Annotated in this window: 15 protein-coding genes and 1 pseudogene; 12 read left to right on the plus strand and 4 right to left on the minus strand. The window is 43.7% G+C overall.

Annotated elements, in window-relative coordinates:
• Positions 1 to 220, plus strand: a pseudogene (locus RIE73_RS09555) (hypothetical protein); the annotation flags it as partial.
• A 306-nt stretch (positions 221 to 526) separates the two neighbouring features.
• Here the strand turns inward: RIE73_RS09555 and RIE73_RS09560 are convergent.
• From RIE73_RS09560 to RIE73_RS09570, 3 genes are all read right to left on the minus strand, one after another.
• Positions 527 to 727, minus strand: a complete 201-nt coding sequence (locus RIE73_RS09560) for a hypothetical protein (RefSeq protein WP_446400970.1) — start codon at positions 725 to 727, stop codon at positions 527 to 529.
• A 321-nt stretch (positions 728 to 1,048) separates the two neighbouring features.
• Positions 1,049 to 1,678, minus strand: a complete 630-nt coding sequence (locus RIE73_RS09565) for a response regulator (RefSeq protein ID WP_446400971.1) — start codon at positions 1,676 to 1,678, stop codon at positions 1,049 to 1,051.
• The gene (locus RIE73_RS09570) at positions 1,639 to 2,121 is read right to left on the minus strand and encodes a hypothetical protein (RefSeq protein ID WP_446400972.1); all 483 of its coding nucleotides are present in this window, start codon (positions 2,119 to 2,121) and stop codon (positions 1,639 to 1,641) included. The genes RIE73_RS09565 and RIE73_RS09570 overlap by 40 nt, the downstream gene beginning before the upstream one ends.
• Positions 2,122 to 2,914: 793 nt before the next feature.
• On the opposite strand from RIE73_RS09570, the gene RIE73_RS09575 reads away from it, so the two are divergent.
• The 7 genes from RIE73_RS09575 (at position 2,915) to RIE73_RS09605 (ending at position 9,906) form a co-directional block, all read left to right on the plus strand.
• Positions 2,915 to 3,289 (plus strand): hypothetical protein, encoded by a 375-nt coding sequence (locus RIE73_RS09575; protein ID WP_446395589.1) that lies wholly within the window; start codon positions 2,915 to 2,917, stop codon positions 3,287 to 3,289.
• A gap of 276 nt (positions 3,290 to 3,565) precedes the next feature.
• Complete coding sequence (locus tag RIE73_RS09580; protein WP_446395588.1) at positions 3,566 to 3,688, plus strand: hypothetical protein; 123 nt, start codon at positions 3,566 to 3,568, stop codon at positions 3,686 to 3,688.
• Positions 3,689 to 3,917: 229 nt separating this feature from the next.
• On the plus strand, positions 3,918 to 4,781 hold the full coding sequence (locus RIE73_RS09585) for a hypothetical protein (RefSeq protein ID WP_446400973.1): 864 nt from the start codon (positions 3,918 to 3,920) through the stop codon (positions 4,779 to 4,781).
• Positions 4,782 to 4,909: 128 nt separating this feature from the next.
• Positions 4,910 to 5,659 (plus strand): hypothetical protein, encoded by a 750-nt coding sequence (locus tag RIE73_RS09590; protein WP_446400974.1) that lies wholly within the window; start codon positions 4,910 to 4,912, stop codon positions 5,657 to 5,659.
• 151 nt (positions 5,660 to 5,810) lie between these two features.
• Positions 5,811 to 6,452, plus strand: coding sequence for a DUF2589 domain-containing protein (locus RIE73_RS09595; RefSeq protein WP_446400975.1), 642 nt, complete (start codon positions 5,811 to 5,813; stop codon positions 6,450 to 6,452).
• Positions 6,453 to 6,838: 386 nt separating this feature from the next.
• Complete coding sequence (locus tag RIE73_RS09600; protein ID WP_446400976.1) at positions 6,839 to 8,506, plus strand: ABC transporter ATP-binding protein; 1,668 nt, start codon at positions 6,839 to 6,841, stop codon at positions 8,504 to 8,506.
• Between the two features lie 260 nt (positions 8,507 to 8,766).
• Positions 8,767 to 9,906 carry an Rpn family recombination-promoting nuclease/putative transposase gene (locus tag RIE73_RS09605; protein WP_446400977.1) on the plus strand — a complete coding sequence of 380 codons (1,140 nt, stop codon included), beginning with the start codon at positions 8,767 to 8,769 and terminating at the stop codon, positions 9,904 to 9,906.
• 342 nt (positions 9,907 to 10,248) lie between these two features.
• On the opposite strand, the gene RIE73_RS09610 is transcribed toward RIE73_RS09605, so the two are convergent.
• A complete protein-coding gene (locus tag RIE73_RS09610) occupies positions 10,249 to 10,614 on the minus strand; it encodes a hypothetical protein (RefSeq protein WP_446400978.1) in 366 nt (121 codons plus the stop codon).
• 80 nt (positions 10,615 to 10,694) lie between these two features.
• Here RIE73_RS09610 and RIE73_RS09615 point away from each other — a divergent pair, with 80 nt between their 5' ends.
• From RIE73_RS09615 to RIE73_RS09630, 4 genes are all read left to right on the plus strand, one after another.
• Positions 10,695 to 10,931: a hypothetical protein gene (locus RIE73_RS09615; protein ID WP_446400979.1), complete on the plus strand. Its 237-nt coding sequence runs from the start codon at positions 10,695 to 10,697 to the stop codon at positions 10,929 to 10,931.
• A gap of 83 nt (positions 10,932 to 11,014) precedes the next feature.
• Positions 11,015 to 11,533 (plus strand): HNH endonuclease, encoded by a 519-nt coding sequence (locus RIE73_RS09620; protein WP_446400980.1) that lies wholly within the window; start codon positions 11,015 to 11,017, stop codon positions 11,531 to 11,533.
• A 16-nt stretch (positions 11,534 to 11,549) separates the two neighbouring features.
• Positions 11,550 to 11,939: an alr0857 family protein gene (locus RIE73_RS09625; RefSeq protein ID WP_446400981.1), complete on the plus strand. Its 390-nt coding sequence runs from the start codon at positions 11,550 to 11,552 to the stop codon at positions 11,937 to 11,939.
• 100 nt (positions 11,940 to 12,039) lie between these two features.
• Positions 12,040 to 12,549 carry a hypothetical protein gene (locus tag RIE73_RS09630; protein WP_446400982.1) on the plus strand — a complete coding sequence of 170 codons (510 nt, stop codon included), beginning with the start codon at positions 12,040 to 12,042 and terminating at the stop codon, positions 12,547 to 12,549.
• Positions 12,550 to 12,748 lie beyond the last annotated feature (199 nt).

Consider the following 12,748-nt stretch of genomic DNA (forward strand, 5'->3'; position numbering starts at 1 on the left):
AATGAAGTATAGTGAGAGATTGCCGCGCTCTGTGTCCGCCTATCTCGGAGTGAATCCGAGAAAGCACGTATGGAGCGCTCTATATCAATTTAATAATTTTATTGGTCGATGCCCTGTAGTCAATCGTAGACACGATTACTATAGTGTCTCTAACTGGGAACCGTTGGTTAAGGCTGATGTCGAGCAACAATGCCGGGTATCAGCCAAGCGTCAGCGTTAACGGTTATCGACCAAAAGTTACACCGTGGACTTATACCAAGGCAGAATTACTTATGGGTAGGTTTGTCTAGGTTTTTAGAAGCGGTCAGGAGATCGAACTTCCCAGCTAATAGCGGCAGATCCCCTCCAGCCCCCTTTTTAAGGGAGATTTAGGGGGATCTCAACCCACTATTTCCCCAATATGGTTGTATTGAAAGTGCGATCATATTTAGGACAGAGTTGCAAAGATGCGATCGCGGATTCCCCTTGCCCAACTTTTGCGATCGCCTCAGCCCAGATATGAACGGCTGAAATTTTTTCGTCGTGGTCAATCCCGCCTTAAATCTCCTCGGTCATCACTTGGATCATTGGGCATTTGCGGTGTTACGGCTGGATTGTCTACGGTTTCCTCAGCATCGCGATCGGCAATATAACCGGGTTTCATGGTTAAATCCTTTGGGTCAACGGTTGGAGTTTGCTCTTGAGGCTTGTCCTGTTCCGGTGATGTGTTATTTGGGTCTGAACTCATTACAGCCTAATCGTTTCAACAGCTCTACCTTAACCCTTTCATCGGCAAAGCTGTACTATCGCAAGGCAGAAATTTTACCTTCTTGCACTAGAAATGATTAACCTATTAAGTTATGTAAACACGCCTCAAACTCTTACAAATGACGAAAGACGATCTCCACCTTTAACTTTAATTGTGTCCACCTACTTATCAGGAAAAATGTATCTTTGCTCCCCCAGCTTCCCCAGCTTCCCCAGCTCTATACCCCCCCACAAGACTTATTCAGCAGACCCGAAGTAAATCAATCTAACTCCCCCATCTCCCTCATCTCCCCCATCCTCCCTAATCTCTCACCTCGCGGACGGTTATTGAAAAGCCATCTCCCAACTTAACCGCAATCAAGTCATAGCATTGCTTTCCCCTATCCGTTTGCCAACCCAATTCTTGTTCCAGTGGTTCTCCGGTTTCCACCACCTGCACGAACTTTTCAAACAATCCTGGAGTGAGTCGATTCAGCAGTTTCTTTTGCCCTGCCTTACTCGTAAGTTTTTCTCGTTGTTTTCCCAAGAGTTTGGCAAAGACGGGATTAACTAACAGATAGCGAAAATCCTCGATTTCTCCAGTGACTAAATCCCTTACCGCTTGCATGGCGGCAATTCCATCTCTAGAACTGTTCAACAAACTGGTGAGGAGGGCGTGAGATTGGTAGAGAATTTCCGTCGTTTTTTGATGTTGCTCGATTTGTTGTCGGAGTTGGTGTTTTTTTTGTTGCAGGGTGAGGTGAGTTTGGATGCGGGCGATGACTTCTTCGGGTTGGAAGGGTTTGGTGATGTAATCCACTCCCCCAACTTGAAAGGCTTTGACTTTATCGAAGACTTCGTTTAATGCACTGATAAAAATAATGGGAATGTCGGAAGTTTCTGCGTCGGCTTTCAGGGTTGAGCAGACTTGATAGCCATCGATATCAGGCATTTTAATATCGAGTAAAATGACATCGGGGGGGGTAAATTGCGGACAGTTTTTAATGCCATTGTGCCGTTGGTTACGCGGCGGACTTTGTACCCCTGTTTGGTTAAGAGGTCGTTTAAAAAATGCAGGTTTTCGACGAGAGCGTCAACAATTAAGATATTGCCTTTGGGGTCTTCAGTGTGGTAATTATTGCTTCGTTCTAAGAGTAAACGGCGGAAGTGATTTTTGGTGACTTTTTCGTCGAGTAAGTCGGAAAGACATTTCCATAATCCGGACGCTAAGTCTTTAATATGCCCCACGCTCATGTATAAGCGATCGGCGACGGTGCTGTAGGTTTCGTTGTCCCAAGCAGCTTTGAGGATTTCTTTTTCTGGTGCGGTGAGTTGTTTACCTGTTTTAGCTTGAAGGATAGATTCGACAAACTCTAGGGCTTCTTCAAGAGTCATGGGCAGTTACGATATCATCTTATCAATGTTTTTGATGCTTGCACCCCGGTTTTTATTTTAGCTGCTCATTTCTAGAAGTTCCAACCCTTAATGAAGGTCAACGCTTCTTTTTTAAGCTTTTGGGGGAAAATACGGAGAATAAATACGCCGTTGACGTAGATAAATGTATTACAGATTTGGTGATTGAATGAAATACATTCCAGGACGTGTCTAATCGGATATAGTAACCGCCATAGCGGTTAGGACGCATCATTTTGTAGAGACGTTGCATGCAACGTCTCTACAACAGTTTGTTTATCCTAATCGATGTGTCTACTATTATAATTGCATGGCTGCTACCTGATTGGGTTGAAACTGTATGTATTACGGATAGGTTTTTCGTCTTACATACGGATGTGTTTTAGTGCGTGATATGGCATTCAGTGGCAACGAGCCGACTTTTCCGACTTTATGATCCGACTTTCCCGACTGACAGGGGTGGGGGAGGGGAGCCATGATAGAGACATGGAAAGGATGCAGCCTCTTGCAAAAGAGCCACTGAATCCAATCCTTAGCCGGATAAATACTGCATCAAAGGTAGTAGATGTTTGGTGAATAAACAACAAGTAAATTCAATCAAAAAGGAGGAATTATGTTTAGACCTTTTCGTCGATGGTTTTTGTGGTAATTAAACAATTAAGAGTTGACTCTTAATTGTTTAATACTATAAATCTAAGCCGAGTTAAAATTTATCACTCGGCTTAGTAAAAATCAATCTTCCTGAAGATAACAAAAAGATAGGAGCCAAGTGAAAATGAAATACAAATCATTAATCATGACGGCACTTTACGCCATCATTGGAATTGCCATGATAGTGGGGACACTTATTTTGCCTATTTCTGCTGCGTCTGCCGATCAGATTCCTGAATTGCATTTTGAACGAGAGGAATTTGCCAGTCAAGAAATGAGCAATGCCGCTCGAATTGAATGCAGTAACCTTTCTAAATTTGAATCAGCAATTCAACTTGCACAAAACCAATCATCAAAAAATGATCCTGGTACTTGTATCGGTGCTTACGACCCAAGAAGAAAACAGTGTACATTCGCAGGAGGACAATGTAATCCGGGTTATATCCCAACACTTGGTTCTGCCCCTGAGTGTCAATGCACATGCTTACCAGCATCCTAGGCGATGCCCAATCTATGACTTGACCTAAAAGGAAACCGATGTAAAATAGGCTCTCTTTACCAACAAGGATATAGATCTCATATAGCCAATGCATCCCATATTGTATCGACTAATCACCACTATAGGAAAAAAGAGATGCCCGTCATCCCAAATGCTGGCCAAGACTTTGTCGGTCCAACTCAAATCCAATTTGAATGTAACAATACTAACCAAGTTAACTGCATCGTTACTGTATATCATACGCCGATAGCAGACAAGGAGAATGACCCACACCCAATGTCATACAATCTTGCACCCAGTGCCACCCAACAACTCAACGTACCAAATGACCGGACTTATAGCGTAGTGCCAACACAAGGCGTAGTCAACTACTACTATATCGACCCCATTGAGGACTAGCGGAAGGGAATCACCATATACGTCTACAAAGGCAACCGTTACATAAAGCTATCTGTAGGTGGTTAAAACAGCAATGAGTTGTGTGGGCATTTTCTCAAGAAAATTTCCATTTCCAAAATAGTTTTTAGACGGCAAGGAGGGCGATCGCCCCTTTTCCCTGTATAGCGATCGTCTCCTTCAGTACATCTACCGAGGAAAAAAGCCTCTAACTCGAAAAATTCAGAAATTAATGACTGAAATCGTTATTAAGTTAGTAGATTCAAACGGCTTAAATATTAAGGGGGCTGATGTCAGAATAAAGGCGGGTAAAATTAAACCAACGTTAGCTCTTAGAAATATGGGGGTGCAGGAACATCATTTGTACTCATTGAACGAGGAATATTCAATCACAGACGCTATACAGATTGGCTTAGCGCCTTTAGGAACAATTCTCAATTGGGAGCAAGGCGAGATACAAACTAAATCAGGAAATGATGGGAAAGTTAACTTAATAGTAAGCCTGACAGCAAATTCTTCAAAAAAATTACCCCCCAGCGGTATATTTGAATTAATCATTTTGGCAAGTATTGGCAAAAAAATGCAGGAAAGTACGCTGCCATTTAAGGTTAATATCCCGGAACCTCAGAAGTTGGTGGAGCTGTTGAAATCAGATGTTAATGGTACTATCAAAATTAAACCAGATGGTCAAGATAAAAAAGAAATAATATTGACTCTCACGGATTCCGAAAGCAATCCAGTGGAGAGGAGAGAAATAGAAGGAATTCTGCCAGACCATTCAAAATTGAAAATAACGCCACCAAACCAGAAAACACAAGCAAATGGTCAAGCTTCATTTACTATAGAATGGGATAAAAACAAGTTAAGCACAGGAGAGACACCCGATTCGGAAACAGTAACCTTTAAGGCTCCTAGTGATGGAAGAACAGAGCCCAAACCAGTGAGCATAAAAGTAGAAGCGGATGGACAGGTACAATCACCGAATGCAGCATTACCACAAACACAAGGTTATACGCTATCTTTGGTAGATACAACCTCTGGAGAGATAGTACCAGTAACACCACCAAGCCAAACGGTAGAGGACACAAATCAATAAACCAGAATATCGAAGACGTTAACTAGGCATTGAAAGGGGACTGTAAGCAGTTTCATAACCACTTCAGTCCCTTCCCAGTTGCTCTGATATCATTTTTTGTTTTAGAACTTGATTTAGTATTCTTGCTAATGGCGCACCTACACGAAATTCTGTCTTCAATTCTAATTGACATTACAAAAGCACAGCATGCAGCTAATGTTTTTTCGCGCCAATTGAGTAAGCAGTATAAGGACGACAAGCTACTAAGAAGCTTTCCCATACCAAACGCCTTAATTAGTACCATTGACCTCACTTTAAGATACGGCGTTTCTGAAGATTTAGTGCCGCCTCCTAATTCATCAGTATCAGATACAATGCTGGATGAGTTTTACCCTTCTAGAAATCTGTTTTTTAAGGTAGGGCATTTATCAGCGGCTGTTGTTCTCAATAAGGTTACAGAAGAGCTTAAAGACAAAGATTTTCCAGAGGAGCTATCCGAGCCAGAGAATCGCCTAAAAATCCTGGAAGCATTGCGGTCAGAAAAGATACGGGGTGAGTTAGGGAATGAAATTGGAGAGTCTCTTAATCAGTGGTATAGATTCTTGCGGTCAGCTAATGAAGAAGAACTAGATAGCGAAGAAGAAATCAATAGAGCTATCGCCGAAGTTAAGCAAACTGTTTCAGCAATCCTTCTATCTAATATCAACTTAAAACAGCAATTATCGCCAGAAAATTTTACAGGAGTTTTTGAAGATTACCAGAGCAATTTTTGGCGGCAAGTTGATACTTTTTGGAGACAATTAATTGCCCAATTATTCACAGAAACACGAATAATTAACTCACTGATAAGAGAAGCACTTAACAACAAAGCACTGAATGTGTTTGCAGAGACTAATTAACTAAAAAAGCTACCAGAACATAGTCTACAATTAATGAATATTAAAATAGAATTACAAAACTATAAATGTGTCGTCATAGAACCGGGTGATGAAGAAGAACTTGTGCCTGAAGATTAACTGTAAACCTTGAGTTTTTATCTTAACAAAATATATGACATCCATTCCGACTAACATTGTATCTCTTGAATATCTTTTTCTAGCTCCATTAAAAGCAATTATTGATGCTGATTTCATGGCAGCTCGTCAATTTGCTGCGTTTGTAGAAGAGTATGGTTTTACAAAACAGAATAGTGTCAATCCCATATTGGATGGAACAGAAGAAGAGAATAATCAAATCATTGGAAAGCATGAGGAACTTGGAGAACTCCGAATGATTTCTTTCAGCCTTAACAAAGCTGGGGAAGAAAAGGAGGTGAAGATTCCAGCTCTATCGCTGATTCCACTTCCTTTACTTCAGGTTCATGATGCAGAATTTAAGTTTGGTGTTAGACTGCTAGAGGGCTATGAGAAAAAGGAAAGTAAAAAACTAAATTTGCTCAGCGGCGGAGATGAGAATACAAACGAAAGTCTGGAAGATCCTAGACTGATAAGCTGGCGAGCTTCGATTGCTACTCAAGAATCATCAGCGAAAAAACAAGAGAATGTTGCTCGACATCTACAAGCCAATATAGAGGCTAAAGTCCGCATTCGACGTTCTGATATCCCAGCAGGCATTCAAACCTTACTTGCTGTAATGGGAGAAAATATACAAATAGAGGAAAAAAAGAAGGCTAAGGAAGAAGAAACGGTATGAGTGAACCAACAAAATATATGAACGATGCTCCAGGATTTCTTTGTCCTGCATGTCAGAAATTCCGAATTAAGCTGTCGCTCGAAGATTTTTTGACAAAAAGAGAACTAACTTGTGGAAACTGCGGTACACAATTTCAAATGGATAAATCTCGATGTACTACCGTAGTCGAAAAGCTTCAGGATCTGCATATTGCAAATAAAAATGTGGAAAGGCTAAAAAAACAGTCATTATAAAATTCATTGTAGGGGCGCAAGGCTTGCGCCCGGTTTAAACGTCAAATCTATTCCGCAATTTTAGCTGTGTCATTCAACTACTTAGTAAATAAATATAAAGATAATAACAGCCCAATTTAAAGTATAAATCTTGCCTGTATCCCACCCTAACCTATGGAACTGATTTGGTTCTTCAAAACCCTAAAAAAATACATTGCCGACTACAAATGGCAATTCATCTTACTCTTTGTCTGCCTAATATTCGACGCCGCCTTTGACTCAATCTTCCGAGCCAGCTTAAAATTTATCATCGACGCCGCCATCGTTCCCCAAAACTACAGACTTCTCGTTCTCATCCTATCCTTGCTAGCCGTCGGAGCCTTTTTATATATCTGCATCGGCATACTCGGACTTTCCCTCGGCGCACGTTTAGGCATTGCCATCACCAACAACATCCGATACTCTCTATTCGAGCATCTGCAAAACCTTTCCATGGAATTTTTCGGACGGCGTTCCGCCGGGGATATTGTCAAATGCCTCATGTCCGATGTCCAGAAGGTGGAAAACGGTGTCATTACCATGGGACTAACCGTGGTTATTCTAGTACTGTGTAACCTGCTGTTTTCCATAATTTTCCTCTTCTTACTCAATTGGCAATTAGCCCTACTCAGTTTAATTGGGTTAACCCTGTGCGCCATTGCCCCAGCCAAAATTGCCAGCCTCGCCACCAACGCCGGTTATCAGTTATTACAAAAAGAAGGACAAATTGCCAACGTTGTCGAAGAAAATATCCTCTCCCAAGCCGTTGTTAAGATATTCGGACTAGAAAGCAGAATGTCCCAGGAGTTTTCCGTCCATCTAAATGCCTTAAAACAAATCTATATCCGGGCAACCTTTCTCTCCTACTTAACCCATAAAATCCCTATGGTGGGTTTTGTCCTGACGCAGATTGTGGTTTTAAGTATCGGGGCAGTCATGACCTACCAGGGTATCATTTCCGTAGGGACTCTTGCCTCCTTTCAAGTCTTCTTACTCGGATTGAATCTCAACATCCTCGGCTTATCTTCATCAATCCCTATGTTTATCGATGGCGTATCCGCCCTGCGACGCATCAACGATATCTTATCTGAAAAACCTACCATTCAGGATGCCCCAGATGCCATTGACTTGCCTCATTTTCACAGTGAACTTTACTTTGACAATGTTACCTTTAATTACTCTTCTGAAAGAAGTGGAGTCAAAAATCTATCCCTAAAGATTCGCCAAGGAGACTTTGCGGTATTTGTCGGTGCTTCTGGCGCAGGAAAAAGTACAATTATCAACTTATTGATGCGATTTTATGACCCGGATAAAGGACGCATTCTGTTTGATAGCGTTGATTTACGTCATGTCACAGTACGCTCCCTCCGTTCTCAAATTGGACTGGTTTCTCAGGATGTGATTCTGTTTAACTGTTCCGTGGGAGAAAATATCCGCATGGGCTATTTAGACGCCACTGACGAACAAGTCAAAGCCGCCGCCAAAGCCGCCGAAATTCACAAATTTATTTTATCCTTACCCCAAGGCTACGACACCCCAGTCGGAGACAGAGGTGGACAGCTATCTGGGGGACAACGGCAACGAATCGCCTTAGCCAGGGCGCTGGTGAGAGATCCCGCGATTCTGATTCTCGATGAAGCCACATCAGCATTAGATCCTGCCACAGAAGCCGAAATTCTCGCCACCATTGAGCGTATCACCCAAGACCGCACCGTAATTTTCATCACCCACCGCATGGCTCATGCGATGCGTGCGGATGTCATGTACGTGCTGGAAAACGGCGGCTTGGTGGTGAGTGGGTGACACAGAGATTTTTCCGGGTATAGCAGTGGACACATCGATTAAGACTATCCGCACCATTGTAGGGACACGACATGTCGTGTCCCTACCGATAGCGCATTTTGAATAGGCGGATGCCTAACGCGCCGCTTTAAAATATTGACAAAGCGCAAGCGTTGCCTGTTGCCTAATCTCAACCGTTAACTTTCATGAAAGTCCGACTACTTATCAGGTACGGTAAAACCTTAAAGCACTGTTGGGTATAATAAATAAGCAAAAATAATTTGATTCAAAACTTAGTGAAAACTGATAGTATATTTTATAACCTATTTCGGACATTTCCCAGTATATTATTTGAGCTTATTAACCGTCCTCCAGAAGAATCCGCTAGCTATGAATTTACCTCCCGCGAAGTCAAACAATTAGCCTTTCGCATAGACGGTTTATTCTTACCCAAAACCAGCGAACCTGACAAACCTTTCTACCTCGTTGAAGTTCAGTTTCAGCCAGATAATTCCTTATACTACCGCATATTTGCCGAACTCTTCATCTTTTTAAGGCAATACCAGCCTCCCCATCCTTGGCAAGTTGTCGTCATCTATCCCAACCGCAGCATTGAACGAGAGTCAACTTCACAGTTTGGCGAACTCTTAGCCCTGAACTGGGTAAGACGGATTTACCTGGATGAGTTAGAGGAAGCTACAGAACGTTCATTAGGGGTAGAAGTTGTTAAGCTTGTAATTGAGCCGGAAGAGACAGCCGGACAACTGGCAAGGCAGTTAATCGAACAAGCACAGCAACAGCTAACCGATGAAACGCTTCAACGTGAAATCATCAATCTGATTGAAACCATTATTGTCTACAAACTACCGAAAAAAAGCCGCGAGGAGATAGCCGCTATGTTGGGATTAAGCGAAATTAAACAAACCCGATTTTATCAGGAGACTCAACTAGAAGTGAAGTTAGACACCATTCCCAGAATGATGTCAATGGGCTTGGGTTTAGAGCAAATTGCTTACGCGCTAGATTTACCTTTAGAAACCGTCAAAAAAACAGCCAATCAAGTTCGGCGAGAACAGTTGTCGTTTCCTGAGCAAAAGGTCGATGCTTTTATCGAATTATTAACCGAACACCCTTCTCTATTTACCCAAGACGACTTAGCTAATTTAGAGCAGTTATTGGCTCCTGTACCCGATGATATTGAAGAGCTATCAGCCGCGATTTCAGAATGGTGCGAACAACACCCTGAACTTGAAGAGGCGCACTTGAAACTTCTGCCCGATCATTCAGAGAAAAAAGCACCGGGTAGCAAAGAAAACAACGTCAAAATTTCCAACTATGAACTGAACAAACAAGCTCTCCTCAATGCCATTCAGCAAAGTGCTTCTTCAGAGGATTCTCAATCATCCAACTCGGGTTCATGAACGTTAAGCTAAAACGCATTTAAATCGTGTATTCAGGCGTTACTTTTGAGGGATTGAGGTATCCCCATTTAAATGCCGAACAGCTTTAGGACTTACGCAACGGCTCTATATGTAGTGGCGTGGCACAGCTAAAATGGTGGATTAGAATTGTAGGGGCGCATGGCGTGCGCCCATTGTCACCGCCCCATAAAACACATTTTGTTCCTCAATATGGGAGAGAGCAATTAACTCAACGGCTAGTTGAACTTCTCCAAAATTCCCATCATGACTCTTAAAGGGACTTATAGTAGGGACACAACCTATCGTGTCCCTACAGATAGCGCATTTTGAATCGGTGGATGCCTAACGCGCCGCTTTAAGGTTAGATGTCTCTGGCGGCATACTCTCCAGACTGAGGGGTACCATATCGCCGTTAAACGTTAGTCCTAATAACATCGGTTCTTGAGGTTGAATAAACTTGCCCGTGAGTACACACCGCTCTTCTTGCTGGGCGGTAGCTCGAATGCTGGCTCTGATATCGTAGACGGAAAAGTTGGGTCGATAATCCCCCGACTTATGCTGGACATAGTTCCAGAGGATATCTCGGATCAGAGCTTGATAGCCTTGGTTGCCTGAAAGATCCTTGAGCTTCTCCTTTAACTCTCTCTCCAAGCGGATGCTGGTGACTTCCATGTCAGTGGTTGAAGTCTTCGGCGCAGTACGTATCATGTTTTTTTCCTCAACAATGTGGACAGGTTCGTAATACAAGTGTAGTATTTAAACAGCAGTATTGAAAAAAATTACCTCCTGTGAGCCTTCATCTATCCCTCTCCACCCCTTGCCCTGATACCAGTCGCCTCGGCGATTGGCAGTCAGCGGGTTTGTCGGTGGAGTTTTTTATTGGGGATGGATATCGCTGGATAGAACAGGGTAAAGCCCAAATCGGAACCCTCTTTAATTCTGACGCCGAGGATTTAACAATCATCAATCCAAAACCGGATTACAACAGCGGGAGGTACAGGCGCATCCAAGCCGTACCGATATAGGACAAGAAAACCATACCGTTTTTCAAATCCCCCGCTCTGACTACAACCAGCAGCGGGGTTTCTTATACCAAGGAGTAAAAAGCGTGACGAGTGTAACTGACGGATTAAGGCGTTCAGTGGTGGTGTTCTCCAAGAACTACCTACCCCTCAGTCGAGTCAATATGAAGCGGGCGGTGACGCTCCTGGTTACGGGAAAAGCTGAACCGTTAGATTGGTTGAGTGGTCAAGGATATCCGGTGCATTCACCCAGCTTAGTCTTGCTGGTTCCCGAACAGATTCGCTTGACCAAAGCCAATTGCGATCGCGTCTGGAAAGTGCCGCCCGTAAATCGCCGGGAAGTCTTGCGCCGAGACAAGCATCGTTGCCAATACTGTGGTAGCAACAAACGGCTCACCCTCGACCATGTTATCCCCCGATCTAAGGGCGGAAACCATCGTTGGGACAATGTAGTTACCGCTTGCCAACGGTGCAACAGTCAAAAAGGCGATCGCACGCCTGAGCAAGCGGGAATGACTCTACTCACCCAGCCCAAAGCGCCTATGCATCCCACTGTGGCATTTGCCGAACAGTTCTGGCGCGAACAGCACGTCCACCTGGAATAATAGGAGATATCAGGTCATGCTGAAACTTACCTACACTGAAAATAGCTTTTACCTAGAGCGTCTAGCAGGGTCTCTAGAGGAATGGGTGACTGCCCGAGTCATGTTGGCTCTACGAGCCGCGTCCAGCCTCTGGGTCGAATCTAGCACCGCCTCGTTTTTACTGCCTGCTGATATGCCTCACTTGGCTGACTTAGAAAAGGCGGTTCGGCAACAACTAATCGATGAGATTTCTCTGTCGATTTGTGATGCTGATTATATCGAAGTCACCCTGAAAGGCACTTGGATGACCTCTAATCCCGATGGTGAAGAGGGTGTCTTTGTGGTCAAGCTGAGCGATCGCACCGAGTTTTTTCTCTGCAAGCTATGGCAGGAGTCGCAAACTTATGCCTCTGTTACTAATGAATAAGCGAGGGCGCACGACTGATAGTGCGCCTTTTTTGTATACGTCTTTTGCGGGTCTTTTTCGGGTAAAGTGAAGCTGATAAGGTTGCCCAAGGAATAGAGTCATGAATACCAAAGTACTGCTACCATTCTTGCTCACCCCATTGTTGATCAGTGGATCTTTAATCACGAGAGTCGGGCGTGCTGCACCCCCCATTCAAGTCGCCCCATCCCTCGGAAAACCCTTCTCCCTAGCCGCAGGAAATTTCACGGGTTTAATGCCTGATACACCTCGCCACAATCAGGACATTAATACTGAAAAAGAAAAATATTTACCCAATTCCTTCCGACTGGCGGGAGGGGGTACAGGAACAATCAGTCCCGGAGACGCTACAGGAACAGTCAGTCGCCCTGCAGGGAACCTCAATGCCCAATTACGACAAGCTGTCTGTACTCAAAACTGGTCACAAGCGATTAATGTGGTTAATCGGATGCTCGGTCTGATTAACGAACAAGACGTTCGGCAACAGCTACTGGATTATAGACAGAAATTACAAGGCTTTGCCAGTTCCGATTCAGTGGTTCCAGCGAGTGAGTTACCCGATTGTTCGCCGGGAACTGGGGAAGGGAATTAGGGGTTGCTGAATAAGTTTTGTGGTGGGTTAGAGAGCAGGGGAAGCAGGGGAAGCAATGTAGAGACGTGCCATGGCACGTCTGGGAGCAGTGAACAGAATGAACAATCAACGATGAACAAAATTTAGTCTAGTGTTGTGGCGCACCTAAAATGGTAGATTAGAATTGTAGGGGCGCAAGGCTTGCGCCCGGTTTAAACGT

The sequence above is a fragment of the Coleofasciculus sp. C1-SOL-03 genome (assembly GCF_040220555.1).
In the GTDB taxonomy this organism is placed as follows: domain Bacteria; phylum Cyanobacteriota; class Cyanobacteriia; order Cyanobacteriales; family Coleofasciculaceae; genus Coleofasciculus.